Genomic DNA, 26,697 nt, shown 5'->3' on the forward strand with positions numbered 1-26,697 from the left:
GATTATGGCAAGATTTATTGAACTTACTCAAGCTAATGATGATGGACATAAAATAATTGTTAATTTAGATAACATAATAAGAATTATCCCTAATACAGACAATCCTATTGAATCTACAATTTTTTTTAATGTTATATTTGGAGGAAATGGATCTTCAATGCCTAATAATATAACTGTAAAAGAAAATTATTTTGATATTAAGGATCTTATTACAGAATCTTCAGACAACAAAATACCAACATTAGATTTAAATAATTCATAAATTATTAGCGATGTCATGGTGAACCCGTCGAAACATATTTACAATCTTTTTAAAGAAAATTATAATTAAAAAGCACAAAATTCCTGAGCCTTAAAATCGTTCAGGAATTTCGAAAATATAAACAACTATGGAGGAACAAAATACAAATATATGGTGGCTCAATGAAGAGTCTGAGCAAATGCTCAACCGCGGCTATTTGCTGAAAGGTGAAACAGTGGAAGGCGCTATCGACAGAATTACCACGGCAGCCGCAAAAAGACTGTATAAACCTGAGCTTCAGCCGGCTTTCAAGGAAATGATTACGAAAGGATGGATCAGCTTCTCGTCACCGGTTTGGGCCAATATGGGAACCCAGAGAGGTCTTCCTATTTCCTGTTTTAACGTTCACATCCCGGATAGCATCGAAGGAATCACCCACAAAATGGGCGAAGTCATCATGCAGACAAAGATCGGTGGAGGAACCTCAGGATATTTCGGGGAACTTCGTAACAGAGGAACTGCAGTAACAGATAACGGAAAATCTTCAGGGGCCGTTTCTTTCATGAAACTTTTTGATACGGCAATGGATGTGGTATCTCAGGGCGGCGTAAGAAGAGGTGCTTTTGCAGCGTATCTTGATGTCGATCACGGAGATATTGAAGAATTCTTATCTATCAAAGACATCGGAAGTCCTATCCAGAACCTGTTTACAGGAATCTGCGTTCCAGATTACTGGATGCAGGATATGATCGACGGAGATATGGAAAAACGTAAAGTCTGGGCAAGAGTATTGGAAAGCCGTCAGCAAAAGGGACTTCCATATATTTTCTTTACCGATAACGTAAACAGAAATAAACCACAGGTTTATAAAGATTTAGGATTAACGGTTAATGCAAGTAACCTTTGCTCAGAAATCATGCTTCCTTCAACGATGGAAGAATCTTTCATCTGCTGTTTATCTTCCATGAATCTTGAGCTTTATGATGAATGGAAAGATACAGATGCAGTGAAACTGGCGATTTACTTCCTGGATGCCGTTCTATCCGAATTTATCGATAAAACAGAAGGAAATTATTATCTTCAGGGAGCGAGAAATTTTGCTATGAGACACAGAGCATTAGGACTGGGTGTTTTAGGATATCATTCTTATCTTCAGAAAAATATGATTCCTTTTGAAAGTTTTGAGGCAACTCAATTCAACGCAAGAGCTTTCAGAAGAATCAAAGAACAGGCAGAGCAGGCTTCCAGAGAACTGGCAAATATCTACGGAGAACCAGAATTACTGAAAGGTTATGGATTAAGAAATACCACGACAATGGCTATTGCTCCTACCACTTCAAGTTCTGCTATATTAGGACAAACTTCTCCTGGAATTGAGCCATTCGCATCGAACTATTTTAAAGCAGGTCTTGCAAAAGGAAACTTTATGCGTAAGAATAAATATCTGGCAAAGTTATTGGCAGAAAAAGGCTTGGATAACGAGGAAACATGGAGAACTATTATGTTAAATCACGGATCTGTACAACATCTGAAAGAATTAACGGATGAAGAGAAAGCAGTATTTAAAACATTTAAAGAAATTTCTCCGATGGAAATTATTTCACAGGCTGCACAAAGACAGCAGTATATTGACCAGGCTCAGTCATTGAACCTGCAGATTCCTTCTACAATGCCGGTGAAAGATGTTAATTATCTGTATATCGAAGCATGGAAAAAAGGGGTAAAAACTCTTTATTATCAAAGAAGTTCTTCTGTTTCAAAAGAAATGATGGTAAACTTTGTTACCTGTACCGCTTGCGAAGCTTAAGATTCTCAAATAATAAACACTACATATTCAATTGAGCACGCTTTTACGGCGTGCTTTTTTATTTTAAATTTGTTTAAAGAATAACACTAAAAAAGTAAGATATGAAATTCGGACAAGTAGAGGATCCTTCAAAGATAGATTTTACATTACCCAAAGATCATCCATCAACCAAAGAAATTTTAAGCCATAATAAAAAAGGGCTAGAGAACATTTCCATCGGATGTGCCAAATGGAACAAAACCGACCTGAAAGGATTTTATCCTAAAGGGACAAAGGATGAATTGACTTATTACGCGACCCAGTTCAACTCTATCGAATTGAATGCGACGTTCTATGGAATGCCCACGCCTGATCAGGTACAGACCTGGAAGGAGAAAACACCTGAAAATTTTAAATTCTTCCCTAAAATTACGAATACGGTTTCTCATTTCAGACGATTAATTGATGTTACTGAACCGGTAACTCAATTTGCTACTTCGGTGCTGAATTTTGGTGAAAAATTGGGAATGGTATTTCTTCAGCTTCATGATAACTTTAAACCTAAAGACTATGACAGACTGGAAAAATTCGTCAAGGACTGGCCGAAAGAAGTACCATTAGCTATTGAGTTAAGAAATACCGAATGGTTTACCGATGAAAATATTTTCAATACCACCTGCGAGCTTTTTGAAGCCAATAATATTACAAATATCATCGTAGATACGGCAGGCAGAAGAGATATGCTTCATATGCGTCTTACAACACCTACAGCGTTTATCCGTTATGTAGGAGCCAATGCAGAAAGTGATTATGACAGGTTGGATGACTGGATGAAACATCTTACAAAATGGAAAAAAGAAGGACTTCAAAATGTTTACTTTTTTGTACACCAAAATATTGAAAAAGCTTCACCTTTATTGTCTGCATATTTTATAAAAAAAATGAATGAAGAGTGGAAAACGGACCTTCACGTCCCAAAAATGGCGACGGAAAGCACCGGTACATTATTTTAGCAGCTGATACATTTTAATTTTATTCACTTTTCAGTGGAATGATTTTCGTTGAAATTATATTTTAGAGAAAAAAAATTAACCTTTTTTGCCGAAAAAAAAATTAATCGCCAAAACCTTTCTCATATTATTATTAATTTAAAAGTATGATAACTTTAATTTAATAACACTCTTAAAAAACAACAAATATGGAAAAGGAGATATGCAAAGTAAGCATCTCAACAAGCTTTCTTGGAGATGAGTATATTTTTTACGAAAATGACAAAATCAAAAGAGTTTATGATAACAACAGTTTAAGCTCCGATGTCACAGAATGGCTGGAAGCTAAGCAAATCAGTAAACAAAACAAAGATAAAATTATCAGAAAATGTCCTGAAGAATTTAAGGAAAGAATAATGCTGATTTTAGATTATCCTTAATTTTTTAGTTCAATAAAGTTTTCATAAAATTTCCGGCTTGCTTCGCAAGCCGGAAATTTATTTTCTTCTCATTAGCAGCATAAGATTAAGAAATAATAGAAGAAAATCGAGTGTCACCCAGATTCCTACCTTTATGTTCTCATAATTATAAGCCTCTATCTGCTTTTTAGCCAGATCTGAAAGCTTTACACTTTGATTGATGTAATTCCTTATTTCAATAATCTGGTCTATATTTTTATTAGGAAGTGCGTGTTGTGAAAAATACACAAGGTTTTTCCCTAAATAACCGACAATCCAGTATTCATCAGACTTATCCATTGTAAGATATTCAATCCTGTAATATTCAGGTCGGACTTTCCCAATGTGTTTTGTATCAATTACTTTACCTACCTCAGAATCGTTAAGTGTTATCACGTAGAAATCAAGCGGTTGAGGAATCTTATTAATCACCTGCAGCGCCAAAGAATTCTCTACAATTCCTACGGAACTTTTCTTAATAAACCAATACGTAAAAATAGAAATTGAAAATACGATACTGACGATACGGAACAATTTTGCCCATTCGGCTCCTTTCCCTCTTTTAATTTTAGACAAAAGAAGAGAGATTACCAAAGCCCAGAAGATAGCCAAAACAATGAATACCATACTGCAAAGATACTTATTTTAATAAGCTTTCAGCAGAAATATCAGCTGACGTTCCATTCTTTATAAAACTGGTCGAGAAACTGCAGCATAAAATCATGTCTTTTAGTAGCAATTTCTTTTCCTTTCCGTGTATTCATAAGGTCTTTCAGCAGAAGAAGCTTTTCATAAAAATGATTAACGGTAGTTCCATCAGACTTTTTATATTCCTCTTTCGACATATTCAGTTTGGGCTTAATTTCAGGATCATACATCAGATTATTTTTAAAACCTCCGAAATTGAATGTTCTGGCAATTCCGATTGCGCCAATTGCATCAATCCTGTCGGCATCCTGAACAATTTTGAGCTCAATAGGAAGATGTTCGGGAGCTTCTGCCCTGTTTTTAAACGAAATATTTTTAATAATAAATAAAACTTTCTCAATAATACCTTCCGGAGCATCCTGGTTTTCCAGAAACTCACGCGAAACTTTAAGAGCAACCGTTTCATCACCATTGTGAAATTTCGGGTCGGCTATATCATGAAGGAGCGCTCCCAATTCGACAACTTCAATATTGCATTCTTCCGTTTCAGCAATATTTTTAGACAGCTTCCAAACTCTTTCAATATGATACCAGTCGTGACCGGCTTCGGCGCCTTTCAGCTTTTCTTTGACAAATTCTACAGTGTTTTCAATCAGATTCTTCATTTATTCAATTCATTTAAAATAATATTCCAGAGCTTTCTATTGTAGCTTCTAAAAAAGTTAACATGCCCGATCTCTCCTTTTTCGGATTCGGAAGTTTTGATCAGTCTGTAAGTAGGCCTTAGATTAGGATAAGTATCATTGAGAAGGCTCTTCACTCCTTTCTCGGTAAGCCATACATCATCTTCAGCCCTGATCACGAATGTTTTCTGTGTTAAAATTTTAGAATAATCATCGGTTTTTTCTAATAAACCGTTGGTTGATTTTCTGTTTAAAATTAAGGTTCTCCAGTCATATGCGCAATTTTTCGGAAGACTTTCTCCCAATCCAAACCATTGCGCCGGGAAATAGCCTAATAATGTTGTCATTACCGGTTGCGCGATCCCAAAGCCAAGATACGCTTCTATTTTTGTTCTGAATTTTAAATTTCCTACAAATGCATTCTGAGTTCCTACGAAGACAAATTCGTCAAAAATACCTGAGTCTTTATTCATTCCTAAAATTAAAGCGCCAACAGAATGGCCAAGACAATATTTCTGATAATCATTAAAATTAATTTTAATATAGTCCGTTAATGCTTTATAATCTTTCGATCCCCAGATTCTCATAGAAGCTTTGAAACCTTTCATATTTTTCGGCTTTGAAAGTCCGATTCCACGATAATCGTAAGTAAGAACAGTAAATCCCTTTTCGGAAAAATATTTCGCAAAAGAAAAGTAAACATGCTGTTTAACTCCTGTTGCAGAATTGATGAGCAAAAGTTTATGATTGCTTTTTTCAGGCAAAAAAAGATGAGCCGCGATCGAGAAAGAATCTTCTGTAGTAAGAACTAACTTTTCCATAGATAAAAGAAAAAATCCACTATAAAAGTGGAAATATTAGTTTAAATTTTGAGCTAAATCTTAAAACTTCGATATGTAACAAATAGTTTATGAAGTAAAATCCGATAATCTGGGAAGCCCTGTCTGAGAACCTTTTTTTGCAGAAACTCTTGCAGAAACTTCATTCCCGAATTTTACACAGTCATGAATATCATTATTATGACACAATGCAACGGAAAATCCTGTCGTGAAAGCATCTCCCATTCCCAATTTATAGATTGCACTGTCTTTGTCATTCCTGCAATATTTCATTTCGGTGCCATCGAAATATACGGTCGAATTGATGTCATCACGTACAAAAACTTTATTAAAGTATTTTTTAAGAATCTCTTCTCTTTGATCCTCTCCAAAAAGAATATGCAGTTCGTTACTCTTTACGATAATAAAATCAAGATCTTCAATGATTTCATCTTTGAGCCGCTGAGCCGGTGATGCGTAAAGTCCAACTTTTCTGCCGTAATTTTTAGCCTTTTTAATGGTATACTCAACAACATCCATCGAAACCTCCAGCTGGAGAAGAACGAGATCTGCCGTTTGAAAATATCGGTCTGCAGATTCTACGTGCTGTGTGCTTAAATAATTATTTGCAGCCGGGACGACAACAATAGCCGAATTTCCCTTTGAAGTTGTCACATAAGCTGTACCGCTCGCATCATGATCTGTTTCAAAAACGAAATCAACATTTACATTTTCACTGATCATATTTCTCATAATCTGCTGTCCAAGCGGATCCATTCCCACACAACCGATAAAGTGCACACTGGCCCCCAATCTTGCAGCGCCAACAGCCTGATTGGCTCCTTTTCCTCCAAAAAAACTTTCTGAAGTAGCAGCAATGACTGTTTCGTTTTTACCGGGAAGCTTTTCGGTTTCCAGAATAAGATCTATTGATGAGCTTCCTACAACTACAATTTTCGGTTGTTCTGATGAGAAATTCATATTTTAATAATTTGTGTGTTGGTGTTGATTATGATGAATAACTTTAGCTGATTTCTATAAATTCAGTCACAATTTTTACCGGATCATTATTTTTATCATAAGCAATATAGCTTGCGTAAAATCCTTCACCATATCCGGTTTCAAAGGCAAAAATAGTTCCAGGATGATCTTCAGAAGGTTTTAAAAATGCATATTGATCAATCGCTCCGTTTTCATCAAAAAAATATTCATGGAAAAACTCTTCGTAAATACCCATGAAATCTACTCCTTTACTGTGATATAATCTTTGCTCAAGATCATTAAGGCTGTTCTGTGCATCTGCATCCATAAAACATCCCATCCCACTTTCTACAGGATATCCGAAAACTTCGCCTTCTTCCAGATCTTTTACATTTTGCCCTTCTGTCGTAGCAAGCTTCCAGTCGAAAATCTCTTCCTGACTGAAAATAATTTCTGCGTATGCTACACAATTACTTTCTCTTTCTTTATGCAACAAAACAGAAAAGTCTCCTTTCGGAAATACTGTGGTAAAAGATTTCATATCATTCGTGATCACAGGATCACAAGCGACAAGATGACCGCTGGAAAGATATATTTTCCCAACTTCAAAACTTTCCAGCAAAGGACTTTCTATAAAGTTTTTGGAGAACAGTTTTTTTATGTTTTCTAAATGTGTCATGTTATATTCAGGCTAAGATTAAGGTTCAGGCTAAGCGAGACTCAACCTTAACCTAAACCTTTTATTATAAACTTTTTAATTTCTCTTCTAAAATCGCAATCTTATCAAGTGCATCTTTTTGTTTTTTGCGCTCAACTTCTACGATTTCAGGTTTTGCATTGGCAACAAACTTTTCGTTGGAAAGCTTTTTGTCTACAGAGATTAAAAATCCTTTTAAGTATTTTAATTCTTCCTCAGTCTTCTTCTTTTCTTCTTCTAAATCAAGGTTTTCACTTAAAGGAATTGAAATTTCTGTCGCTCCTACCAAAAATGTGAAACTTGGCTTGTCGGTTTTTGTTCCGAAATGAATTTCTGAAACATTGGCCAGCTTTCTGATGACAGCTTCATTCGCAAAAGCTGTCGCATTGGTATAAATTTCAGCGACTTCTCTTGGCGAAATTCCTTTTGTCTGACGGTAATTTCTAACTCCGGAAATCAATTCTGCCGCAGTTTCAAAGTTTTTAATAACTTCTTCATTAAAAGCTTCTGCTTTTTTCTGCTGAGCAATAACCAGTGCTTCTTCAGTATTCCTTTCAGAAATTGTCTGCCATAATTCCTCTGTTAAGAAAGGCATAAACGGATGAAGCAATTTCATTAATTCTTCAAAGAAATAAATGGTTTTATGATACACTTCTTTAGAAATTCCTTCGCCATAATTTGGTTTGATAGCCTCTAAATACCAACCACAGAAATCATCCCAGATTAATTTATAAATCAAATGCAAGGCATCAGAAATTCTGAACTTTTCAAACTGATCGCTGATTTCAGCAATGGTTTTATTTAATTTATTTTTAAACCATTCGATTGTCTGATTTTCAGTAACATTGGCAGATTTATCTTCATGATTCCACATATTGATCAGTCTGAAAGCATTCCAGATCTTCGTCATGAAATTTCTTCCCTGCAACATTAAATCTTCATCAAAAAGAAGGTCATTTCCTGCCGCGGAACTTAATAAAATTCCGACACGAACGCCATCTGCTCCATATTTATCCATCAATTCAAGCGGATCCGGAGAATTTCCTAAAGATTTTGACATCTTTCTTCTCTGCTTATCTCTTACAATTCCTGTAAAATAAACATTTTTGAACGGAACTTCTTTTCTGTATTCCAACCCTGCCATGATCATTCTTGCTACCCAGAAGAAAATAATATCCGGACCCGTCACCAAATCTGAAGTTGGGTAATAATAGTTGATATCTTTATTTTCAGGATCAAGCAATCCGTCGAAAACTGACATTGGCCACAACCATGATGAGAACCAAGTATCAAGAGCGTCTTCGTCTTGTTTTAGGTTGTTGGTTGTAAGTTGGTCGTTGTTGGTTTTTTGTTTTGCAAGTTCTAATGCTTCTTCGATGTTTTCTGCAACGACAAAGTCATTTTCTCCATCACCATAATAATAGGCAGGAATTTGCTGCCCCCACCAAAGCTGTCGGGAGATGTTCCAGTCGCAGATGTTTTCCATCCAGTGCTTGTAGGTATTTTTGAATTTTTCAGGATAAAATTTAACCTCATCATCCATTACAACATCCAGGGCAGGCTTTGCAATTTCAGACATTTTTAAGAACCATTGTACAGAAACTTTAGGTTCGATTACCGCACCCGTTCTTTCAGATGTTCCTACTTTATTTACATAATCTTCTGCCTTTAACAAAAGATCTTTTTCTTCTAATTCTTTTGCGATCTGCTTTCTAACTTCGAATCTGTTTTTTCCGGCGTAATGTAACCCGTACTCATTAAGATTTCCGTCATCATCCAGAGCATCAATCATCTGAAGATTGTGCTTTTGCCCGATTTCATAGTCATTAACATCGTGAGCCGGTGTAATTTTCAATGCACCTGTTCCGAATTCAATATCCACATATTCATCTTCAATAATCGGAATTACCCTGTTTACAATCGGTACGATTACTTTTTTACCCTTTAAATGAGCATATCTTTCATCATTAGGATTGATACAAACGGCAGTATCTCCGAAAATAGTTTCAGGACGCGTTGTCGCAACCGACAAATATTCGTCGGTATCTGAGCCTGTCGAAGATTCGATGGCATATTTTAGGAAATATAATTTTCCGTTTTGCTCTTTGAAGATTACTTCTTCGTCGGAAATATTGGTTTTTGCTTCCGGATCCCAGTTTACCATTCTGTAACCACGATAGATCAATCCTTTATTATAAAGATCAACAAAAGATTTGATAACCTGCTGAGAAAGTTTTGGTTCCATTGTAAACCGCGTTCTGTCCCAATCGCAAGAGCAACCCAGCTTTTTAAGCTGCTCCAGAATTGTTCCTCCGTATTTGTCGGTCCAGTCCCAGGCATGTTTTAAGAATTCTTCGCGGGTAATATCAGATTTATTGACTCCTTCAGACTTCAGTTTGGCAACAACCTTCGCTTCCGTAGCAATGGAGGCGTGATCTGTTCCCGGAATCCAGCAGGCGTTGAATCCCTGCATTCTTGCACGTCGGACCAGAACATCCTGAATGGTATTATTCAGCATATGCCCCATGTGTAAAATCCCCGTAACGTTTGGTGGAGGGATGACAACAGTGTAAGGCGGCTTTTCATTCGGCTCTGAATGGAAATAGTTATTCTCCAACCAGTAATTGTACCACTTTTGTTCTGTTTCCTGTGGATTGTACTTTTCTGAAATCTGCATAAATTCTATTACTTTAATTTACAATTTGCAAAAATAGTCTAAAGAAAAAAAATTTTAAGTATGAATTAAAATAATTTTTAACTTTGTTTCTCAAAATTTATCTAACAACATATTTAATATTCAAGAATATGAAAAAATTAATCGCAGGAATTGCATTATTCGGAACATTCGCATTAGCATCTGCACAAACTATTACATTCGACAAAACTACTTTTGACTATGGTACAATCAAACCTAGCTCAGACGGTACAAGATTTTTTACAGTAACGAATACAGGTGACAAGCCTCTTGTTCTTTCAAACGTAAAAGCATCTTGCGGATGTACAACTCCAGAATTTAAGACAGATCCTATCATGCCAGGAAAATCTGCTCAGATCAAAGTTGGATACAACACGGCTATCAATGGCGGATTCAACAAAATGATCGAAGTATTTTCTAATGACCCTGTTAACAGCAGAAGCGTAATTTACATCAAAGGAAATGTAGATCCAAATGCTCCGGATCCAAAACCATTAACTCCTGAAGAACTAAAAGCTAAAGCTAAGGCTGACAAAAAAGCTGCTAAAGCTGCTAAAAAAGTTGCCGCTGCAAAGTAATTTCTACTCAAAAAAATAAAAGAACCGTCTCATTGAGGCGGTTTTTTTATTATATTTAAGTAACTGATTTAATCTTTAATTTAAACAATATGGATATCAACTTTTCAGATGACTTTTTGGTAAAAGGAAAATTTTCAATAAAAAAATCTTCAACTTCATATAAAGGAAAACTAACAAAAGAGGAAGGCGAAAAGTTGCTTATTCTTGAAAAAGTAAAACTTCGTGAGCTTCAGGAAAGATTATATTCCGATGACAGTAAGTCACTTTTAGTGGTACTTCAGGCGATGGATGCTGCAGGCAAAGACAGCATGATAGAACATGTTTTCGGAGGAGTAAACCCCCAGGGATGTAATGTTGTAAGTTTTAAAACTCCGAGCTCAAGAGAATATTCACACGATTTCCTTTGGAGACATTATCTCGCTTTACCTAAAAAGGGAATGATCGGTATTTTTAACAGATCCCATTACGAAAGCGTATTGGTATGCAAAGTTCACCCCGAATACAATCTGAACGAAAAAACCTGGAAATCCGTAAAAGATTTTGATGAAAAGTTTTGGGAAAACCGGTATGAAAGCATCAGAAATTTTGAGAAGCACCTGACTGAAAACGGAACAACCATCGTAAAAATATTTTTACACGTTTCTAAAGATGAGCAGAAGAAAAGACTTCTTGACAGAATTAATGAACAGGAAAAAAACTGGAAGTTTTCTGCTGCCGACCTGCCTGAAAGAGCACTTTTTGATAAATATATGGACTGCTACGAAACCGCCATCAACGAAACATCGAAAGATTATGCGCCCTGGTTTGTACTTCCGGCAGATGATAAATGGTTTGCAAGAGTAGCGGCCATTCAGATTATTATTGATGCACTGGAAAAAATGAATCTTAAATATCCTAAACTTTCTGAAGAAGATAAAGCCGGATTAGAGGAAGCTAAAAAACAACTGGAAAGTGAATAAATTTGGATGGAAGACAGAAGCTGGAGGTTTAAAATTACTATGTTAAAAACTTCCCTCTTCAAGCTTCTAACTTCCAGCTTTTTAAAAATCACGAGAAAATCTGTAAGCCGGATTTTGTTCTTCCGAAGAAGTGCCTGTTATTTATCTGCGTTTTACATTGCTGCAAAACTTTAGCTGATTACCCCTCGGCTTTCAGAGCGAGCAACTCCTATTTTCATTACTGAAAAGAACCGATATACTTATCATTGCACCACAAAGAGTTTACCTGATTTCACTACAGCCGAACTGTACATCCTTTCTGTTGCACTTGTCCTACCCTCACGGGTGACGGATGTTATCCGCTTTGCTGCTCTACGGTGTCCGGACTTTCCTACCCCTGCCGAAGCAGGAATCAACAAGCCGACTTTCTCGTGGGTGCAAAGATACAATTTAATGTAACAATTTAGCAATGTAACAATATAACAATGAAAAATTACGCTGAATTTAATAATTGCTAGATTGTTAAATTATTACATTATTAAATTGATATTTTCTTTATCTTCGTACCACTAAATTATACATCTGCATTGGCTTCAAAGGAAAAAGAATTTGCGCAGCTTATTAAAGATAATCAGGGTCTGATTATTAAGGTTTCGCGTCTTTATACCAATTCTTTGGAGGATGAGGAAGATCTTTTCCAGGAAATTGTTTTACAATTATGGAGGAGCTACGACTCATTTAAAGGAAATTCCAAAATCTCTACGTGGATGTACCGTGTTGCCCTCAATACAGCCATTACTCTTTTCAGAAAAAAAAGCAAAAGCCTGCCTACCAACGAGCTGGACATCAATCATGCAGATTTTATTGAAGATGATGACGAAAAACAACAGCAGGTATCACTTTTGTATACTGTAATAAAAACTCTTCCTAACGTAGAAAGAGCGATCGTAATGATGTATCTGGATGATTTGCCTTACAAGGATATTGCAGAAAACCTCGGGATCACCGAAGTTAATGCTCGTGTGAAAATGAACAGATTAAAGAAAACCCTTAAAGAAAAGATGGAAAAATATGCCTGAATTTGATTTAGACAGCTTTAAGAAAACATGGCAGGAACAACCTGTTCAGCAGAAATACGACGATAATGAAATCCTTCAGATGCTCAACAGAAAATCACGAAATTATGTGAAATACATTTTCTGGATCAGCGTAGCAGAGTTTTTACTGTTCTCGGTAATGGGGATATTTTATTTCTTTCAGACAGAAGAAGATAATGGTTTTCTAAATATTCTGGAAAAACTGGGAGCGCAGAAGACTCCTGAAGTTGAAAGCAGTTTTGATACTATTTACTGGATATTAAAAGTATTAAGCATTAGCGTTACGGCTTATTTTGTTTATAAATTTTATCTGAATTACCGCAAAATAAGAATTGAAGAAAACCTTAAAGGATTGATTACAAGGATTATTAAATTCAAAAAAACTGTAAATGCTTTTATTTTAATCAGTATTCTTTTACTGGTGGCTTTTACTTCTATTTTTACCATCTTTATATTCTATTCTTTAAACTCACAGAATGTAGAGCCTAAAAATTCTGCAATGATAATATTTGTGGTAGGAGTTATTCTTACAACTGCATTTTCAGTATTGCTGATCTGGCTTTATTACAGGTTGGTATACGGAATTATTATGAGCAAGCTCGATAAAAACCTCAAACAGCTTAAAGAAATCGATTCTCAGGAAATGTAGTTTAGAAAGCAGGAGTTTAAGATATAATTGTTAATTTTATTTTATTAAATCTCCACTTTATGCAAATATCCTATGTTCATGGCGCTTCTGACATTCCTTTGTTAGGAGAAACCATTGGAAATAATCTTAAAAGGACCGTAGAAAAATTCCCAAATAATGATGCGTTAATCTGTGTCCATCAAAATTACCGCGCGACATACCAGGAATTCTATAATCAGACCACTGCCGTTGCTAAAGCATTAATTTTTCTGGGTGTAAAGGCAGGCGACCGCATTGGAATCTGGTCAGCTAACCGCTATGAATGGGTACTTTTACAATATGCTACCGCAAGAATAGGTGCCATTCTCGTGAATATCAATCCAGCGTATCGGACCAGCGAGTTAATTTTCGTGATTAATCAATCGGAAATGTCGCATATTTTTTCTTCGCTGCATTTTAAATCAAGCGATTACAAAAATATGATCGCTGATGCCCGTGAATTTTGCTCAACTTTACAATCAGAGATTTTCTTTGACGACAATTGGGAAGACTTTCTTAATAACGGACAGCATATTTCGGACGATGTGCTGCACAGCTTTGAAGAACATGTACAGTTTGATGATCCGGTAAATATTCAATACACTTCCGGCACTACAGGATTTCCAAAAGGCGTTACGCTTTCTCATCATAATATTTTAAATAACGGATATTTTATAGGAATAAGGCTGAAATATTCTGACAAAGACAGGGTTTGTATTCCTGTACCATTCTACCACTGCTTCGGAATGGTAATCGGAAATATGTGTTGTACCGCACATGGCGCGTGTATGGTGATTCCTAATGATAGTTTCGATCCTGAAATTACACTGAAAGTTGTTTCTGATGAAAAATGCACTTCCCTATACGGCGTTCCGACGATGTTTATTGCCGAGCTGGCCGTAAAGAATTTTGACAGCTTTGATTTTTCCAGCCTGCGAACAGGTGTAATGGCCGGCTCAGTATGTCCGCCCGAAATTATGAAAAAGGTGGAAAGCCTTATGAATATTAAAGAAATGAGCATCTGCTACGGAATGACGGAAACTTCTCCGGTTTCAACGCAGACATTAATCGGAACACCTTTTGAAAAGCAGGTTCATACCGTGGGAACCGTTCAGGATCATCTTGAAATTAAGATTATTGATGAAAATGGAAAAACCGTTAAGAGAGGAGAACATGGTGAACTTTGCACCAGAGGATATTCTGTAATGCTGAAATACTGGAATGACCCGGAAAATACAAAGAAAGTTCTCGATGATTCCCGTTGGATGCACACAGGAGATCTGGCCACGATGGATGAAGAAGGATATATTACGATTTCAGGCAGAATAAAAGACCTTATTATCCGCGGAGGTGAAAACATTTCTCCTAAAGAAATTGAAGATTTTCTTTACACCTATCCCAATATTCTGGATGTTCAGATCATAGGAGTTCCTAGCGAGAAATTTGGAGAGGAAGTAATGGCCTGGGTAAAACTGAGAAAAGGTTTTACAGTGGATGAAAAAGAGCTTGTAGATTACTGTAAGGGAAGAATAGCCCATTATAAAATTCCAAAATTCTGGAAGTTTGTAGATGAATTTCCCATGACCATTTCAGGTAAAATAAGAAAAGTTGAAATGAGAGAAATTTCCATTAAAGAACTTGGTCTTGAGCATATTAAGGCTTAAATGAGATCCTAAGTTTCAGGCAAAGTTTAAAGTCAATAATAAAAAAAGCACTTCAGAACGAAGTGCTTTACTATATTTTAAAGTTCTTTTCGTAATCTTGCGACCGGAATATTGAGCTGTTCACGGTATTTGGCAATTGTTCTTCTGGCGATATTGTATCCCTGTTCTTTAAGAATTACTACTAAAGCATCATCGGTAAGAGGCTTTCTTTTATTTTCCTTGCTGATCACTTCCTGAAGATGAGTTTTAATCTCTTTCGTAGAAACTTCTTCTCCGTCATCATTGGTAAGACTGTCTGAAAACAGATCTTTAAGATAAACAATTCCGTTTGGTGTATCGGCATATTTGCTTTTTACCACCCTCGAAATCGTGGAAATATCAAACCCGGTTATATCTGCTACATCTTTCAAAATCATTGGTCTTAAAGATTTTTCATCCCCTGTAATAAAATAATCCTTCTGGAATTTTACAATTGCTGTGATCGTTTGCAATAAAGTATTTTGGCGCTGATTGATAGCATCAATATACCATTTTGCAGCATCAAGCTTCTGTTTAATGAATAAAGCAGCCTGCTTGTGTTCTGATGAGTTTTTATCGTGAGAATAAGTTGTCAGGATATCTTTATATTCTTCGGAAACCCTTAACGTTGGAGCGTTCTTACTGTTCAACATCGGAACAACCTGTCCATCCTTTACCTGTATAACAAAATCCGGAATAATTTCCTGGTTGATCGTAATGGTTTGCGTATCGAAGTTTCCGCCTACTTTAGGAGACAATTTTGAGATTTCATCCAGTGCATCTCTCAAATCCTCTTCCTCAATATCATATTTTTGAATGATTTTATTATAATGTTTGTTGGTAAGCGCATCAAACTGGTATCTCAGGATATTGGCAGCAAGAGAAACAGCTTTATCAGAGCTCACCTTTTTCTCAATCTGCAGGAGAAGACATTCCTGTAAGCCCCTCGCTCCCACTCCAGGTGGATCCAGTTTTTGGATATAATTTTCGAGAATATCTTCTACCTTTTCTTTTGTAGTATAAATTCCCTGGGAAAAAGCAAGATCATCCACAATCGATTTAATTTCCCTTCTAAGGTATCCGTCTGTATCAAGGTTTCCGATAAGGTATTCTGCGATTTTTTCGTCTTCTTCACTGATATTTACCAGATGAATCTGCTCAAGAAGATAATCGTAAAGAGACTGACCTTCTGTTAAGAGACTTTCATTATCAAATTCTTCGTCGTCGGGAGAATAATTGCTGGAAGCCGTTTTATAGCTCGGCTCATCATCATAAAGATATTGGTCTACATCAAAATCTGTCTCAATGCTTTCTGTACCCTCACCTTCATAGTTATCTTCCAGAGAAGAAAAATCATCCTCTTTAGATTCTTCTTTTACAATTTCCAATGCAGGATTTTCTTCTAACTCTCTTTCAAGTTCCTCTTCAAATTCCAACGTGTGAAGCTGAATCAGCTTCATCAACTGGATCTGCTGAGGCGCCAACTTTTGTCCTAATTTGAGTTGTAAGTGTTGTTTTAGCATATTACTAGATTGTGTTTTAACATAACATATTGTACGAATTTAGTAAAATATTTTGACAAAAATAAATTTTAGCACGATTTTTGCATTACAGTGTGCATAATAAGCTATTTAAAAATAAACAGAAAAGCCCTGAAGTATTGTTTTCAGGGCTTTTTCTTATATTCTAGACTTAGTGAATCAGGATCTCTTCTGTTGTCCCAGAATGCGAGAATTTCAATAACATCATCATTAATTCTATAATAAAGAGAAAAATTTTTATCAATCAATATATAGCGTACTCCTTCAATTTCTGATAAAGAACCAATGTTTGGATTTTTAGAAATGAGCTTTTCCTTCTTTTCAACTTCATCGATTAATTTAGTAGAATATTTATTTGATTTATTATGATTCATCCAATATTCAAGAATATCAATGTAGTCAGATTCAGCTTGATGTGACCAAATTAGCGTAAACATTTTCTGGCTTTTTCAGAAACAGATTTGCTTGATGAAAATTTTCCTTCAGAAATATCTGATATTCCTTTCAAAATTTTTTCTTTTTGCCATTCCGTTAAATTTTCCTCTTTATTAATTTCAAAATTAATTTTCAATTCCTTTAAAAGAGCCTTAAGCAGATTAATTTGATTTTCATTATCCGTGTGTATCGTAATAGTATTCATTTCCGAAATTTTAGTAAAGTTAATAAAAAATCCTTCTGTATTATTCAGAAGGATTTCAGTATTTTTAGAAATAATATTTAGAATTCTGCATTCTTTGGTGTTCTCGGGAAAGGAATTACGTCTCTGATGTTCGTCATTCCCGTTACGAAAAGAACAAGCCTTTCCAACCCTAAACCAAATCCCGCATGCGGAACAGAACCGAATTTTCTGGTATCCAGGTACCACCAAAGTTCATGCTCATCAACATGCATATCTGCCATCTTCTGCTTTAGAACATCCAATCTGGCTTCTCTTTCAGAACCTCCAATGATTTCACCGATTCCAGGGAAAAGTACGTCCATCGCTGCAACAGTTTTACCGTCTTCATTAAGTTTCATATAAAAAGCTTTAATTTCTTTCGGATAATCAAACAAAACTACCGGACTTTCAAAATGTTTTTCTACCAGATATCTTTCGTGCTCTGACTGAAGATCTGTTCCCCATTTTTCAACAGGATATACAAATTTTCCTTTTTTATTTTCTTTCGAGTTTAATAAAATCTCAATAGCTTCTGTGTAAGAAACTCTCTTGAAACGTTTAGAAACTACATTTTCAAGCTTTTCAATAAGACCTTCTTTGGCTCTTTCTTTCTCCGGTTTCGATTTTTGCTCTTCTGCAAAACGCTTGTCTAAGAAGTCAAGATCATCTTTACAGTTATCCAAAACATACTGGATCACGTATTTCAGGAAATCTTCCGCCAAGTCAATATTATCTTCAAGATTGTTGAAGGCTACTTCCGGCTCAATCATCCAGAATTCTGCAAGGTGTCTTGTGGTGTTCGAGTTCTCTGCACGGAAAGTTGGTCCGAATGTATAAATTCTTCCCAATCCCATCGCTGCCGTTTCTCCTTCAAGCTGTCCGGAAACCGTTAAGTTGGTCTTTTTACCGAAGAAATCCTGTGCAAAATCAATATCTCCCTGTTCATCTCTCGGAATATTATTTAAATCGAAGTTGGTAACACCAAACATTTCTCCTGCTCCTTCTGCATCAGCCCCTGTTATTACAGGTGTATTGATGTAAAAGAACTGATTCTGGTTGAAGAACGAATGGATTGCAAAACTCACGGCATGACGCACTCTGAAAACTGCTCCGAATAAATTTGTTCTGAACCTTAAGTGAGCCTGCTCTCTTAAAGTTTCCAGTGAATGTTTTTTTGGCTGAAGAATCGTTTTATCTCTTTCTTCCGTAAAGTTGTCCCCTAAAACCGTAATTTTCTTAGCTAAAATTTCTACAGCCTGCCCTGCTCCCTGACTTTCAACGACTTCACCAACAATTTTCAGAGAAGCTGCGGTACTGATTTTAGAAATGATTTCCTCATCAAAATTTTCAAAATCAACAACAATTTGCAAATTATTAATTGTAGAACCATCATTAAGGGCAATGAAACGATTGGCACGGAATGTTCTCACCCAGCCGTAAACCGTAATGTCATGATGTAATACTTTCTTGTAATCCTCAAGGATTTCCTTAATTGTCTGCTTTTTCATTTGTTGATTAAATTTTTGTATAAAAATTAATGAGTGCAAAGGTACAAAAAACGTTTTAAGACTTAAATAGTTATCCTCTTTTAATTTTATATTTATTGCCAGTAAACAGGGTATTGCATATAATCCAGAAAGCCGTTTGTTTCGAAAAGTATATCGTAGCCCTGATCCGTTAAGTAATAGTGACAGACTTTTACTTCATTATTTCTTTTCGGAAATGTTAATACCGCAGGACAAAGCTTCGCCTTATCAACTTTCATAGTGAAGACTTCATAAGCGTCATTTATTTTCTTCTTGCTGAAAATTCCTAATGATCTGTCATTTATAAATCTTGCGATCACAATATCCTTTATGGAATACGTAAAAAGCTCATATTTTATTCCTTCGTATTTTGCACAGTTTTCATTCATTGTAGAAGAAATGGTGAGAGAATCTTTTGTAATATTTTTGATAACGCCCGATCTGTAAAGTTTTCCATCATTAAATTCGAGATCATAAATTGCTTCCATTCTAATAGCAAATCCTTCTTTTGTGGGTTTCCAGCTTTTTGCAGGATCAATTATTTTTCCTTTTTTCTGAATAATTAAAACATATCCCGGTTCATATTTACAATCATAATATTTCTTATAATGTAATTCATAATCCAGACTATCTTCGACTGTTTTAAACTGCCCATTAATACCTATTCCTGATGCAACAAAAAGTAGAATGAGAATAATTTTCAATTTTAGAGCTTTCATAATTAATTTATTTTAAAATTTGGTTTAATTAAATAAAAGTGTTTTCTTGATATTTTTCCCTTTCCTGATCCTCCATGCGTGGTAGGAACTCGGAACGTCATATTGCCATTTCGGGAGAATCAGGATAATAAGAATTACATCAATATGCGCGATAAATCCTAAAATAACTGTAAGATAAAATGCCCATCCAGCTTCTTGGAATCCGATGAGATAGGTAAAAGCAATAAGCAAACTTATTCCCCACATTTTTGATAAAAAAGCATGGGTACAGGTTTCTTTTTTAAATTTCAGAATGCTTATGATGTAGCAAAGCGCTTCCATACTCAGGATTAAAAGAATGCCGATCCATTCATCTTTTATCAAGTCAGGGTTTAAGAAGTACACTGCAAATCCTAATGAAAGCCAGAAAACCAAATCGGTCTGACTGTCCAGCCTCCGCAATTTTTCAGAAGACACGCCAACTTTCCGGGCGATGATTCCGTCAAAAATATCAGTCAATAGTCCGAAATACATTAAACTTAAAATAAAAAATCCAGACACTTCTCCTTTGAAATAAGCTAATAAAATGATAATCGGAGCAAGAATAAATCTTATAGCAATTAAAATATAGGGTATAGTTTTCATGGTTCTAAAAATTAATAATTGGTAAACTTCTTTTTCCATTTTTATTCCACAAGCCGATTTGCAGCCCTTTCAATTTTTTAGACTTATTGATAAGACCTATCTGCATGCCTTTTCCATCCTTGTTAGAATTATACCCTCCAATTTGTATCCCCCGCATTATTTCTGCATTATTAAAAATCGAAATACTCACACCATTCAATTTTTTGGAATGAACACCTAAAGATGATACAAAAAAACCGTTTCCTGTTTCAATATAAGTAGTAAAAAAAGTTCCTGAAATGCCATTCATTGTATGCCCGTAATTATAAAGAGAAAGGGTGAGTCCATTATGACTGATGCCTTTTAAATAGCCTGCCGCTGAAATATTAAGCCCGTTAATCTTTATAAATTCTGTATCCTGATCTTTTTCCGGATCGTACAACATCCAAAATAAAATACCTAGCGGGTTAACCTCTATATTTAAGCCATTTACTTTTTGAAGTAGTTCGGTATCTTGCTTTTTAACAATGTATTTTGAATCAAAACCTAACCCAAAAGTCAAACCATTTACTTTATCTGTTTTTTTATTTAAAGGAGTTAAAGCGATTAATTTTGCGTTTTGTATCTTCAAAGTATCATCCTGTGCTTTAATAAAATTAATTATTAAAAGGCTCATTATTAATAAAATCCGTATTTTCATAATTCATTTTTTAAAAATTGATGATTCAAAATTATTAGCAGAAACTGCGCAAATGAATGCGGAAAAAAATTAAAATAAATTTCTAAATTTGTGAAAATCGCAAAACATGTATCAGGAACTTTTACTCAAGCAGATTCGGAGAAAGATTGGTGACAAGTCTCTTAATGACGAAATTTCAAATATTCTTAATATAAGTTATGACGCTGCTCACCGGAGAACTTCACTGAAAGCGAAATTCAGTTTTGAGGAAGCTCTTGAACTGGCAAAATATTTTCAGATTTCATTAGATCAGTTCCAGGCTTCTGATCATCAAATCGTTGTGAGAAAAACTTCTGCTGTAGCCAAAACTGAGGATTTGGAATCTTTCTTTAAAAACAACCTTCATGTTTTCGAAAATCTTCCCCTAAACGATAAAATGACAATCTATTATTCAGCGAAAGACATTCCATTTTTTTATACGCTTTCCGATACATTGCTTTCTCGTTTTAAAATTTATGTCTGGATGAATCTGCTGAATGCAAAACAGGTTTTCGTCCCTTTCCTGCAATTTTCTTCTCCAAATTTCCAACTTAATACTAAAGAGCTGAGAAAAAAATATGAAGAACAAAATGTGATTGAATTATGGAACGACATGACGGTTTCCAGTATTTTACAGCAGATTATTTACTATTACGAAACCGGCCTTCTGAAAAATCATGAAGCACAGATCATCCTAAAAGAACTGAAGGAATTAATAGAATATATTGAACAAAAAACAGAAAGCAATCCAAAATTTCATTTATATGAAAATGAACTAATGCATCTTTCGAATGACATTTTTTTTCATCACCCGCAGCAATCTCTTTTTGCGATTCCTACTAATATGTTTGGATATATTTTAGTTAACGATGAAAAAACCTGTAAAGAAACACAGAATTACTTTGAGCATCAGATTAAAAATTCAAAGTCACTGAATACTTCCGGCAATCGGGACCGGAAAATATTTTTCAATAAAATGTATGTACAGATTGAAAAGATATATGAAAAAGTGAATTTTTAAAAATGAATTTCTTTATGTTAAGAAAAATTATTCATCTTTTTTGGAAGGAACCAGAAAAACATCGATAAGACCTTCCGGCAACTGCATTTTGATGAATTTTTCTTCTCTGTTCACTTCAAGAATCCAGTCTTTGATCATGGGTATTACGACTTCTTTTCCGTCGAGATTGGTAATAAAGTACGTTTGTGCGGTCTGATCATTTACAGATCTGATTACACCACAGTCGTTATCATTTTCATCAACAATATTGTAGCCGATGATTTCATGATAATAGAACTGCTTCCCTGAAAGTTTAGGTAATGTGGATAACGGCAAATAGACATTTTTGCCTAAAGACTGATCTACCAAAGCTTCGGTAGAATTTTTAAATAAGATATTGAGCGCATCAGATTTGCTCCAGGTTGTTTTTGCAATAAAAAAAGGAACCAATAATCCGTTGATTTCAACGAATATTGATTCCAGTTTATTGTAAAGCTCGGGTTGATCGGTATCCAGTTTAAGGATTACGTTTCCCGCAAGTCCGTGTCTGCGTGTGATTTTTCCTAATAAATAGCAATCTTCTTTACGCATACAGGGCTTTCTTATGCTTCAGTGTTTTCTTCTGTAGATTCAGCAGCAGCTTCTCCTTCAGCAGTATTTTCTTCAGCAGGTGCGTTAGCAGCTTCTTCAGCAGCCTTAGCATCAGCTTCAGCCTGTGCAGCAGCAGCGATTCTTGCTTCGTTTACTTTAGCTTCAGCTTCTAAAGCAGCTTTTTTAGCATCAGCCTGCGCTTTAGACAAACCTTCAACTTTACCTTGAACCTTAGCTTCTTTAGCTTCTACCCAAGCATTGAATCTTTTTTCAGCTTCAGCCTCATCAAAAGCTCCTTTAGCAACACCACCTTGTAAGTGTTTTTTGTAAAGAGCACCTTTGTAAGAAAGAATAGCTCTTGCCGTATCAGTTGGCTGAGCACCGTTGTTTAACCACTTTACAGCAGAATCAACATTTAAATCGATTGTTGCAGGGTTAGTAATTGGGTTGTAAGTTCCTAACTTCTCGATGAATTTACCATCTCTTCTAGCTCTAGAATCTGCAACCACGATGTGGAAGAAAGGTTTTCCTTTTTTACCGTGTCTTTGTAATCTGATTTTTACTGACATAATGTTTGAATTTTAAGGGAGCTCGTCCCAGTTAAATATTTTAAGAGTGCAAAGATACATAAATTTTTAAAATCCAATATAGGTAACACGATAATTTTAAGATTATTTTTTTACTATCTTATATAATAGTGAGTTTTTATTCTGATAGTTTATCCTTAGATAATAAATCCCAGCGGTCCAACCCCTGCAATCTATTTGATCAGATAAGTCACTGCTTCGAATTGATTTAATTCTTTTTCCCGAAGCATCCATTATTAAGATTTCTTTTATATTATCCTGACTATCAATGGTGAGAAAATCCGTAACAGGATTAGGATAAATGGTAAGTTTTTTAAAAGAGTCTGAAAGATCCTGAGTCCCCAGCAAAGTATTGTATTCAATAACGTAATACAATGTATTATCCTGAGACACGTCATTCCATTGCCCTGCTACTCCAAAAGGCCAATCAGTAAGAGCAAGTCCTAAAGCATGCTGGAAAGAATTAAAGTTGTCCGGTTCACCTCCCCAATTATTATAAAGCCCTCCGACAGGACTTCCCGTGTAATCACCTTGCCAGAACTCCGCTCCTGTTGTGTCATTATTTCCATCCCAGATCCACGTTCCTTCAACGGCCATATCATTTCCTCCCAACCATACATAAGAAGCCCCTCCACCATCCGGAGCCATAGTATTACTGTTAATAATGCCGGCATTCTGAACTCCTGAAAAAACAGCATTTTGTTCGTTCTGGTCATTTATTTCAGCCAAAAAGCCTCCTTTTTCCACGGCACAAGCCGCAGCATCAATCCAATTCTTTTTTTCTTTAACGACCTGATACGTTTTTCCGTTATAGTTAAAAGAATACACATTTGCAGGATTGGCACATTGACCGTTAATCTGAATATGGCCAATACTGAACAGAATAGCAGATACCACTTTAAGAAGTAATAAATTTTTTTTCATACAATTGCTTTTAATTTTTGAAATTACATAATTATTCTTTACCGTCAAAAAAAACAGATCTGCCTCATAATGAAGCAGATCTGATATTTTCCTTTAAACTAGAATTGATGAAAAAAAATTATAAACAAAATGAAAATATGCTTTATTTTTTTAATTAAAATAAAGCAATTATATAAATTTATTTTTTTTGCTTTACATCATATTTCCCATATAAAATAATCCCAGACATTTCTGGTTTTCTTCAATCGTTAAAGAATCTTTCAGGTGATCTACGATTTTAGGAGAACTCCAGTAGCAGCCGATCTCATTCGCCGTACAGGTAAGATACATATTTTGAACCGCCATGGAAACGGCAGCAATTTCTTCCCATTCCGGAACCATTCCACTGAAATTAACCACAATAGAAATTACAGCATCCGCTTTATTGATTTTAAAACCAATATCGTTATATTTCTTTTCTAAAAAGAGCTGTTCCGGCTGGGTTGATTTGTAAATAGCCTGCATTTCTGAAGCTAATTTTGATTTTTCCTCACCTTTAAATATTTTAAAACGCCAGGGTTTTGTACGCTTGTGGTTAGGTGCAAAGGTTGCAGAATTTACAATTTCATCTATAATTTCCTGAGAAATTTCCGTATCAGTATAATCTTTAGGAAAGATACTACGTCTTTGCGCTATGATTTCTTTTAAAACTTCTGATTTATTCATAACAACAAATTTACAATATGTTATCTGATACTTTATTTATGTCTTACTTATTTTTTTAATTATTTAACAACAATTTCCTTTTCCTGTAAGCCATTATATTACTTGTAAAGAAAGTTATAAGTATCACAACACCAAGAAACAGAGAAAACCAACGGGTGAATACATTTGCATTGGCAGGCCCCAACAGCTGAAGACTGATGAAACAAATTGCATAAATGCTTCCTGAAATGATCCAGAGACGATCCGGATCGGAATACTGTTCTACTAAATATGATTTATTGTAGCTGAGTAATGGCAAAATCTTATGCTTATCCCAAATCAGTAGTACAAGAATAGCGATCATCATCAAAGAAGTAATAATCCATGTACCCTGAAAAGACAAACTAAGTGTAATAATCCAAATATTACTCAAAATTGCCAGAAACACAAGCGCTCCTAAAGTTGCGAAACGCTGGGTCATCAACAATATCCCTGCGATCACTTGTGTCAGCCCGAGAAAATTCCAGTAAAATCCCGATTGATATAAAGCTTCAAAAAAATAACCGATAGGCTCTGAAGTGGAAACCCTTGTAAATCTCTCTCCCATGACCTTCACAAGTCCGGAAGGAAAAAAGGCAAAGCCCAAAAGATAACGTAAATGAATAATAATCCATTGATTGAATGTGTTTGTTCTTAGTTTTTCGAATCTCATAATAATAGTTTATGTTATATAATATGTATTGCAAGGTACTAAATAAAAATAAAACTCCAATAAAATTGAAGTTATTTTTGGGGAATAATGAAATTAAATGACTTCTATAATCTTCTGATGAATCTTATTTAAGGTAAATTCATCACCAGGCTTCATGCCCATCATCTTTTTTGCCATAGGGCTTTCAGCGGAAATTGCATAAAATCTGTCGCCTTCAAAAAAGAATTCTCCTAAAGAAACGGAAATATAAAACCTTGCTTTATTGGTAATAACCAAAGAACCTAGCTGAACCCTTTCCGTAGAATTGTTCAGGACTTTGGCCATATTTCTCTTAAGATCATTTAAAGCTCCTAACTAACGTTGCATCTGGTAAATTTCTTCCTGCATTTCCTCACGCATGCTGTCATATTTCGGAGTTTTTTTAATATCGCGGCTTGCTTCTAAAGTAAATTCGATAAAGTTTTTTAGCCTTTCTATTTTTTCGGCAATCACGGTTTTTACATAATCTCTTATGTTATTTTTCTCAAATACTGTCTTCTCCATACATCTAATCTTTATATAAAGATAATATTTTTTACATAATTCATACTTTTGAATATGTTAAAAACTTGTAATAAGTACCTATGCGATTATTGATTAGCGAATGCTTTTATAATATGATCAGATTTTATAACAAAGAAAAAGATAAAATAACCAAGCATATTCGAAAGGACTGAAAAATATTTCAACGATTATTTTGATATGCTATATGCCTAAAAAAGCCCTGCAGAAGTTTTGCAGGGCTTTAGTTTTATTTTTCAACTAAGTTTTTAAGATTAGTAAGGCCTTCTTCATAGGATTTTCCCATCTGATAATCCATCATTGGTCTCATTATTTTCATCATGGCGTCTTGTTCCATGTCCATCGTCCAGGTTACTTTTGTAGCGTTTCCTTCAGGAGAAAGTTTAATTTCGGAAGTGGCCTGCCCGTCAAAAGGTCTTTTAAAAATCATTTCTGTTTTCTGTTTTTGGTTTGTTGCCAGATCTTTGATTTCCTGACAACCTGCTCCTGCGTCATCATTCTTACTGTCCCAACAGTATTTATCACCTATTTCACCGCTGTTTCCCGAATAGATAATTTTCATACTCGGATCCAGCTTCATCCATGGATTCCATTGATTAAAAGCTTTCATAGAGCTTATCTGTTGCCAGACTTTTTCTTTCGGAGCTTTAATAACCATAGATTTTTCATAGTGATAATTACCCCCAAAGGCAATCATGGCAATTACTGCGTATACTACAAGGAGAAGAATAATGACACCTAGAATTTTTAAAATTGTTTTCATAGTCCATATTATTTAAGATTAATTTTTTTTCAGTGAGCAGTGTTTGAAATAGTTGTTAAAAATAATCAATTCACCATAATCTCCACTTCGCATATGACAAGATTTATCAACTACCGTAATTCTGTCACATCTTCTTATTCAGGCATCATTTT

31 protein-coding genes and 1 other RNA gene are annotated in these 26,697 nt (G+C 35.2%); 10 read left to right on the forward strand and 22 right to left on the reverse strand.

Going from position 1 to position 26,697, the window contains the following annotated elements; genetic code table 11:
- The first annotated feature begins 4 nt into the window (after nucleotides 1-4).
- The 4 genes from BMW64_RS01145 to BMW64_RS01160 all read left to right on the forward strand — a co-directional run bounded on the left by BMW64_RS01145 (nucleotide 5) and on the right by BMW64_RS01160 (nucleotide 3,456).
- A complete protein-coding gene (locus BMW64_RS01145; protein WP_089998020.1) occupies nucleotides 5-262 on the forward strand; it encodes a hypothetical protein in 258 nt (85 codons plus the stop codon).
- Between the two features lie 127 nt (nucleotides 263-389).
- Nucleotides 390-2,048, forward strand: a complete 1,659-nt coding sequence (locus BMW64_RS01150) for a ribonucleoside-diphosphate reductase subunit alpha (RefSeq protein ID WP_089998021.1) — start codon at nucleotides 390-392, stop codon at nucleotides 2,046-2,048.
- A gap of 101 nt (nucleotides 2,049-2,149) precedes the next feature.
- A complete protein-coding gene (locus tag BMW64_RS01155; protein WP_089998022.1) occupies nucleotides 2,150-3,040 on the forward strand; it encodes a DUF72 domain-containing protein in 891 nt (296 codons plus the stop codon).
- Between the two features lie 185 nt (nucleotides 3,041-3,225).
- The gene (locus BMW64_RS01160; protein WP_089998023.1) at nucleotides 3,226-3,456 is read left to right on the forward strand and encodes a hypothetical protein; all 231 of its coding nucleotides are present in this window, start codon (nucleotides 3,226-3,228) and stop codon (nucleotides 3,454-3,456) included.
- 57 nt (nucleotides 3,457-3,513) lie between these two features.
- On the opposite strand, the gene BMW64_RS01165 is transcribed toward BMW64_RS01160, so the two are convergent.
- The 6 genes from BMW64_RS01165 to BMW64_RS01190 all read right to left on the reverse strand — a co-directional run bounded on the left by BMW64_RS01165 (nucleotide 3,514) and on the right by BMW64_RS01190 (nucleotide 9,978).
- Entirely contained in the window at nucleotides 3,514-4,101 is a 588-nt protein-coding gene (locus BMW64_RS01165; protein WP_089998024.1) for a hypothetical protein, read from the reverse strand.
- Nucleotides 4,102-4,142: 41 nt separating this feature from the next.
- Entirely contained in the window at nucleotides 4,143-4,787 is a 645-nt protein-coding gene (locus tag BMW64_RS01170) for an HD domain-containing protein (protein WP_089998025.1), read from the reverse strand.
- Nucleotides 4,784-5,626: an alpha/beta hydrolase family protein gene (locus BMW64_RS01175; protein ID WP_089998026.1), complete on the reverse strand. Its 843-nt coding sequence runs from the start codon at nucleotides 5,624-5,626 to the stop codon at nucleotides 4,784-4,786. Before BMW64_RS01175 ends, BMW64_RS01170 begins: the two co-directional genes overlap by 4 nt.
- Before the next feature lie 87 nt (nucleotides 5,627-5,713).
- Nucleotides 5,714-6,604 carry a ribokinase gene (locus BMW64_RS01180; protein WP_089998027.1) on the reverse strand — a complete coding sequence of 297 codons (891 nt, stop codon included), beginning with the start codon at nucleotides 6,602-6,604 and terminating at the stop codon, nucleotides 5,714-5,716.
- A gap of 43 nt (nucleotides 6,605-6,647) precedes the next feature.
- Nucleotides 6,648-7,283: a DUF4241 domain-containing protein gene (locus BMW64_RS01185; protein WP_089998028.1), complete on the reverse strand. Its 636-nt coding sequence runs from the start codon at nucleotides 7,281-7,283 to the stop codon at nucleotides 6,648-6,650.
- 64 nt (nucleotides 7,284-7,347) lie between these two features.
- Nucleotides 7,348-9,978 carry a valine--tRNA ligase gene (locus BMW64_RS01190; protein WP_089998029.1) on the reverse strand — a complete coding sequence of 877 codons (2,631 nt, stop codon included), beginning with the start codon at nucleotides 9,976-9,978 and terminating at the stop codon, nucleotides 7,348-7,350.
- Nucleotides 9,979-10,106: 128 nt separating this feature from the next.
- On the opposite strand from BMW64_RS01190, the gene BMW64_RS01195 reads away from it, so the two are divergent.
- Nucleotides 10,107-10,574, forward strand: a complete 468-nt coding sequence (locus BMW64_RS01195; protein WP_089998030.1) for a DUF1573 domain-containing protein — start codon at nucleotides 10,107-10,109, stop codon at nucleotides 10,572-10,574.
- Between the two features lie 89 nt (nucleotides 10,575-10,663).
- The gene (locus BMW64_RS01200) at nucleotides 10,664-11,533 is read left to right on the forward strand and encodes a polyphosphate kinase 2 family protein (RefSeq protein WP_089998031.1); all 870 of its coding nucleotides are present in this window, start codon (nucleotides 10,664-10,666) and stop codon (nucleotides 11,531-11,533) included.
- A gap of 87 nt (nucleotides 11,534-11,620) precedes the next feature.
- On the opposite strand, the gene rnpB is transcribed toward BMW64_RS01200, so the two are convergent.
- Nucleotides 11,621-11,944, reverse strand: an RNA gene (gene rnpB, locus BMW64_RS01205) — RNase P RNA component class A.
- A gap of 155 nt (nucleotides 11,945-12,099) precedes the next feature.
- Between rnpB and BMW64_RS01210 the strand changes: the two genes are divergently transcribed.
- Genes BMW64_RS01210 through BMW64_RS01220 form a run of 3 tightly spaced genes read left to right on the forward strand, consistent with a single transcriptional unit; the run spans nucleotide 12,100 to nucleotide 14,940 of the window.
- Nucleotides 12,100-12,591 carry an RNA polymerase sigma factor gene (locus tag BMW64_RS01210; RefSeq protein WP_042722258.1) on the forward strand — a complete coding sequence of 164 codons (492 nt, stop codon included), beginning with the start codon at nucleotides 12,100-12,102 and terminating at the stop codon, nucleotides 12,589-12,591.
- A complete protein-coding gene (locus BMW64_RS01215; protein WP_089998032.1) occupies nucleotides 12,584-13,258 on the forward strand; it encodes a beta-carotene 15,15'-monooxygenase in 675 nt (224 codons plus the stop codon). The genes BMW64_RS01210 and BMW64_RS01215 overlap by 8 nt, the downstream gene beginning before the upstream one ends.
- 59 nt (nucleotides 13,259-13,317) lie before the next feature.
- Nucleotides 13,318-14,940: an AMP-binding protein gene (locus BMW64_RS01220; RefSeq protein ID WP_089998033.1), complete on the forward strand. Its 1,623-nt coding sequence runs from the start codon at nucleotides 13,318-13,320 to the stop codon at nucleotides 14,938-14,940.
- A gap of 77 nt (nucleotides 14,941-15,017) precedes the next feature.
- Here BMW64_RS01220 and rpoN read toward each other — a convergent pair whose 3' ends face one another.
- The 7 genes from rpoN to BMW64_RS01255 all read right to left on the reverse strand — a co-directional run bounded on the left by rpoN (nucleotide 15,018) and on the right by BMW64_RS01255 (nucleotide 20,705).
- The gene (gene rpoN, locus BMW64_RS01225) at nucleotides 15,018-16,481 is read right to left on the reverse strand and encodes an RNA polymerase factor sigma-54 (protein ID WP_089998034.1); all 1,464 of its coding nucleotides are present in this window, start codon (nucleotides 16,479-16,481) and stop codon (nucleotides 15,018-15,020) included.
- Between the two features lie 143 nt (nucleotides 16,482-16,624).
- Nucleotides 16,625-16,936, reverse strand: a complete 312-nt coding sequence (locus BMW64_RS01230) for a type II toxin-antitoxin system RelE/ParE family toxin (protein WP_089998035.1) — start codon at nucleotides 16,934-16,936, stop codon at nucleotides 16,625-16,627.
- Nucleotides 16,924-17,139 carry a DUF2683 family protein gene (locus BMW64_RS01235; RefSeq protein WP_089998036.1) on the reverse strand — a complete coding sequence of 72 codons (216 nt, stop codon included), beginning with the start codon at nucleotides 17,137-17,139 and terminating at the stop codon, nucleotides 16,924-16,926. Before BMW64_RS01235 ends, BMW64_RS01230 begins: the two co-directional genes overlap by 13 nt.
- Before the next feature lie 77 nt (nucleotides 17,140-17,216).
- Nucleotides 17,217-18,665 carry an asparagine--tRNA ligase gene (gene asnS / locus BMW64_RS01240; protein ID WP_089998037.1) on the reverse strand — a complete coding sequence of 483 codons (1,449 nt, stop codon included), beginning with the start codon at nucleotides 18,663-18,665 and terminating at the stop codon, nucleotides 17,217-17,219.
- Nucleotides 18,666-18,757: 92 nt separating this feature from the next.
- Complete coding sequence (locus tag BMW64_RS01245) at nucleotides 18,758-19,402, reverse strand: hypothetical protein (RefSeq protein ID WP_228400815.1); 645 nt, start codon at nucleotides 19,400-19,402, stop codon at nucleotides 18,758-18,760.
- A gap of 24 nt (nucleotides 19,403-19,426) precedes the next feature.
- The gene (locus BMW64_RS01250) at nucleotides 19,427-20,026 is read right to left on the reverse strand and encodes a CDP-alcohol phosphatidyltransferase family protein (protein ID WP_089998495.1); all 600 of its coding nucleotides are present in this window, start codon (nucleotides 20,024-20,026) and stop codon (nucleotides 19,427-19,429) included.
- Nucleotides 20,027-20,030: 4 nt separating this feature from the next.
- Nucleotides 20,031-20,705, reverse strand: a complete 675-nt coding sequence (locus BMW64_RS01255) for an LA_2272 family surface repeat-containing protein (RefSeq protein WP_143052618.1) — start codon at nucleotides 20,703-20,705, stop codon at nucleotides 20,031-20,033.
- A gap of 106 nt (nucleotides 20,706-20,811) precedes the next feature.
- On the opposite strand from BMW64_RS01255, the gene BMW64_RS01260 reads away from it, so the two are divergent.
- Nucleotides 20,812-21,744 (forward strand): transcriptional regulator, encoded by a 933-nt coding sequence (locus BMW64_RS01260; protein WP_089998039.1) that lies wholly within the window; start codon nucleotides 20,812-20,814, stop codon nucleotides 21,742-21,744.
- A 27-nt stretch (nucleotides 21,745-21,771) separates the two neighbouring features.
- Here BMW64_RS01260 and rimM read toward each other — a convergent pair whose 3' ends face one another.
- The 8 genes from rimM to BMW64_RS01295 all read right to left on the reverse strand — a co-directional run bounded on the left by rimM (nucleotide 21,772) and on the right by BMW64_RS01295 (nucleotide 26,545).
- On the reverse strand, nucleotides 21,772-22,314 hold the full coding sequence (gene rimM / locus BMW64_RS01265; RefSeq protein ID WP_089998040.1) for a ribosome maturation factor RimM: 543 nt from the start codon (nucleotides 22,312-22,314) through the stop codon (nucleotides 21,772-21,774).
- A gap of 11 nt (nucleotides 22,315-22,325) precedes the next feature.
- Entirely contained in the window at nucleotides 22,326-22,883 is a 558-nt protein-coding gene (locus tag BMW64_RS01270) for a 30S ribosomal protein S16 (RefSeq protein ID WP_089998041.1), read from the reverse strand.
- A 102-nt stretch (nucleotides 22,884-22,985) separates the two neighbouring features.
- Nucleotides 22,986-23,825, reverse strand: coding sequence for a T9SS type A sorting domain-containing protein (locus BMW64_RS01275; protein WP_089998042.1), 840 nt, complete (start codon nucleotides 23,823-23,825; stop codon nucleotides 22,986-22,988).
- A gap of 192 nt (nucleotides 23,826-24,017) precedes the next feature.
- Nucleotides 24,018-24,530 carry a nitroreductase family protein gene (locus tag BMW64_RS01280; protein ID WP_089998043.1) on the reverse strand — a complete coding sequence of 171 codons (513 nt, stop codon included), beginning with the start codon at nucleotides 24,528-24,530 and terminating at the stop codon, nucleotides 24,018-24,020.
- Between the two features lie 55 nt (nucleotides 24,531-24,585).
- Entirely contained in the window at nucleotides 24,586-25,221 is a 636-nt protein-coding gene (locus BMW64_RS01285; protein ID WP_089998044.1) for a DoxX family membrane protein, read from the reverse strand.
- Nucleotides 25,222-25,314: 93 nt separating this feature from the next.
- Nucleotides 25,315-25,545 carry a GreA/GreB family elongation factor gene (locus BMW64_RS20820; RefSeq protein WP_228400816.1) on the reverse strand — a complete coding sequence of 77 codons (231 nt, stop codon included), beginning with the start codon at nucleotides 25,543-25,545 and terminating at the stop codon, nucleotides 25,315-25,317.
- 30 nt (nucleotides 25,546-25,575) lie between these two features.
- The gene (locus BMW64_RS20825) at nucleotides 25,576-25,764 is read right to left on the reverse strand and encodes a hypothetical protein (protein WP_228400817.1); all 189 of its coding nucleotides are present in this window, start codon (nucleotides 25,762-25,764) and stop codon (nucleotides 25,576-25,578) included.
- A 247-nt stretch (nucleotides 25,765-26,011) separates the two neighbouring features.
- A complete protein-coding gene (locus tag BMW64_RS01295; protein WP_228400818.1) occupies nucleotides 26,012-26,545 on the reverse strand; it encodes an SRPBCC family protein in 534 nt (177 codons plus the stop codon).
- Nucleotides 26,546-26,697: the final 152 nt, after the last annotated feature.

This window comes from Chryseobacterium taichungense, assembly GCF_900109935.1.
GTDB classification, from domain to species: domain Bacteria; phylum Bacteroidota; class Bacteroidia; order Flavobacteriales; family Weeksellaceae; genus Chryseobacterium; species Chryseobacterium taichungense.

Excerpts from the sequence above, each read along its gene's own strand:
- asnS (WP_089998037.1), bottom strand. The coding sequence starts at position 18,665 with ATGAAAAAGCAGACAATTAAGGAAATCCTTGAGGATTACAAGAAAGTA.
- BMW64_RS01285 (WP_089998044.1), bottom strand. The coding sequence starts at position 25,221 with ATGAGATTCGAAAAACTAAGAACAAACACATTCAATCAATGGATTATT.
- BMW64_RS20825 (WP_228400817.1), bottom strand. The coding sequence starts at position 25,764 with ATGGAGAAGACAGTATTTGAGAAAAATAACATAAGAGATTATGTAAAA.
- BMW64_RS01160 (WP_089998023.1), top strand. The coding sequence starts at position 3,226 with ATGGAAAAGGAGATATGCAAAGTAAGCATCTCAACAAGCTTTCTTGGA.
- BMW64_RS01245 (WP_228400815.1), bottom strand. The coding sequence starts at position 19,402 with ATGAAAGCTCTAAAATTGAAAATTATTCTCATTCTACTTTTTGTTGCA.
- BMW64_RS01170 (WP_089998025.1), bottom strand. The coding sequence starts at position 4,787 with ATGAAGAATCTGATTGAAAACACTGTAGAATTTGTCAAAGAAAAGCTG.
- rpoN (WP_089998034.1), bottom strand. The coding sequence starts at position 16,481 with ATGCTAAAACAACACTTACAACTCAAATTAGGACAAAAGTTGGCGCCT.
- BMW64_RS01150 (WP_089998021.1), top strand. The coding sequence starts at position 390 with ATGGAGGAACAAAATACAAATATATGGTGGCTCAATGAAGAGTCTGAG.
- BMW64_RS01235 (WP_089998036.1), bottom strand. The coding sequence starts at position 17,139 with ATGAATACTATTACGATACACACGGATAATGAAAATCAAATTAATCTG.
- BMW64_RS01185 (WP_089998028.1), bottom strand. The coding sequence starts at position 7,283 with ATGACACATTTAGAAAACATAAAAAAACTGTTCTCCAAAAACTTTATA.
- BMW64_RS01270 (WP_089998041.1), bottom strand. The coding sequence starts at position 22,883 with ATGTCAGTAAAAATCAGATTACAAAGACACGGTAAAAAAGGAAAACCT.
- BMW64_RS01180 (WP_089998027.1), bottom strand. The coding sequence starts at position 6,604 with ATGAATTTCTCATCAGAACAACCGAAAATTGTAGTTGTAGGAAGCTCA.
- BMW64_RS01295 (WP_228400818.1), bottom strand. The coding sequence starts at position 26,545 with ATGAAAACAATTTTAAAAATTCTAGGTGTCATTATTCTTCTCCTTGTA.
- BMW64_RS01165 (WP_089998024.1), bottom strand. The coding sequence starts at position 4,101 with ATGGTATTCATTGTTTTGGCTATCTTCTGGGCTTTGGTAATCTCTCTT.
- BMW64_RS01275 (WP_089998042.1), bottom strand. The coding sequence starts at position 23,825 with ATGAAAAAAAATTTATTACTTCTTAAAGTGGTATCTGCTATTCTGTTC.
- BMW64_RS01260 (WP_089998039.1), top strand. The coding sequence starts at position 20,812 with ATGTATCAGGAACTTTTACTCAAGCAGATTCGGAGAAAGATTGGTGAC.
- rimM (WP_089998040.1), bottom strand. The coding sequence starts at position 22,314 with ATGCGTAAAGAAGATTGCTATTTATTAGGAAAAATCACACGCAGACAC.
- BMW64_RS01220 (WP_089998033.1), top strand. The coding sequence starts at position 13,318 with ATGCAAATATCCTATGTTCATGGCGCTTCTGACATTCCTTTGTTAGGA.
- BMW64_RS01195 (WP_089998030.1), top strand. The coding sequence starts at position 10,107 with ATGAAAAAATTAATCGCAGGAATTGCATTATTCGGAACATTCGCATTA.
- BMW64_RS20820 (WP_228400816.1), bottom strand. The coding sequence starts at position 25,545 with ATGGCCAAAGTCCTGAACAATTCTACGGAAAGGGTTCAGCTAGGTTCT.
- BMW64_RS01200 (WP_089998031.1), top strand. The coding sequence starts at position 10,664 with ATGGATATCAACTTTTCAGATGACTTTTTGGTAAAAGGAAAATTTTCA.
- BMW64_RS01155 (WP_089998022.1), top strand. The coding sequence starts at position 2,150 with ATGAAATTCGGACAAGTAGAGGATCCTTCAAAGATAGATTTTACATTA.
- BMW64_RS01230 (WP_089998035.1), bottom strand. The coding sequence starts at position 16,936 with ATGTTTACGCTAATTTGGTCACATCAAGCTGAATCTGACTACATTGAT.
- BMW64_RS01145 (WP_089998020.1), top strand. The coding sequence starts at position 5 with ATGGCAAGATTTATTGAACTTACTCAAGCTAATGATGATGGACATAAA.
- BMW64_RS01215 (WP_089998032.1), top strand. The coding sequence starts at position 12,584 with ATGCCTGAATTTGATTTAGACAGCTTTAAGAAAACATGGCAGGAACAA.
- BMW64_RS01255 (WP_143052618.1), bottom strand. The coding sequence starts at position 20,705 with ATGAAAATACGGATTTTATTAATAATGAGCCTTTTAATAATTAATTTT.
- BMW64_RS01280 (WP_089998043.1), bottom strand. The coding sequence starts at position 24,530 with ATGAATAAATCAGAAGTTTTAAAAGAAATCATAGCGCAAAGACGTAGT.
- BMW64_RS01175 (WP_089998026.1), bottom strand. The coding sequence starts at position 5,626 with ATGGAAAAGTTAGTTCTTACTACAGAAGATTCTTTCTCGATCGCGGCT.
- BMW64_RS01190 (WP_089998029.1), bottom strand. The coding sequence starts at position 9,978 with ATGCAGATTTCAGAAAAGTACAATCCACAGGAAACAGAACAAAAGTGG.
- BMW64_RS01250 (WP_089998495.1), bottom strand. The coding sequence starts at position 20,026 with ATGAAAACTATACCCTATATTTTAATTGCTATAAGATTTATTCTTGCT.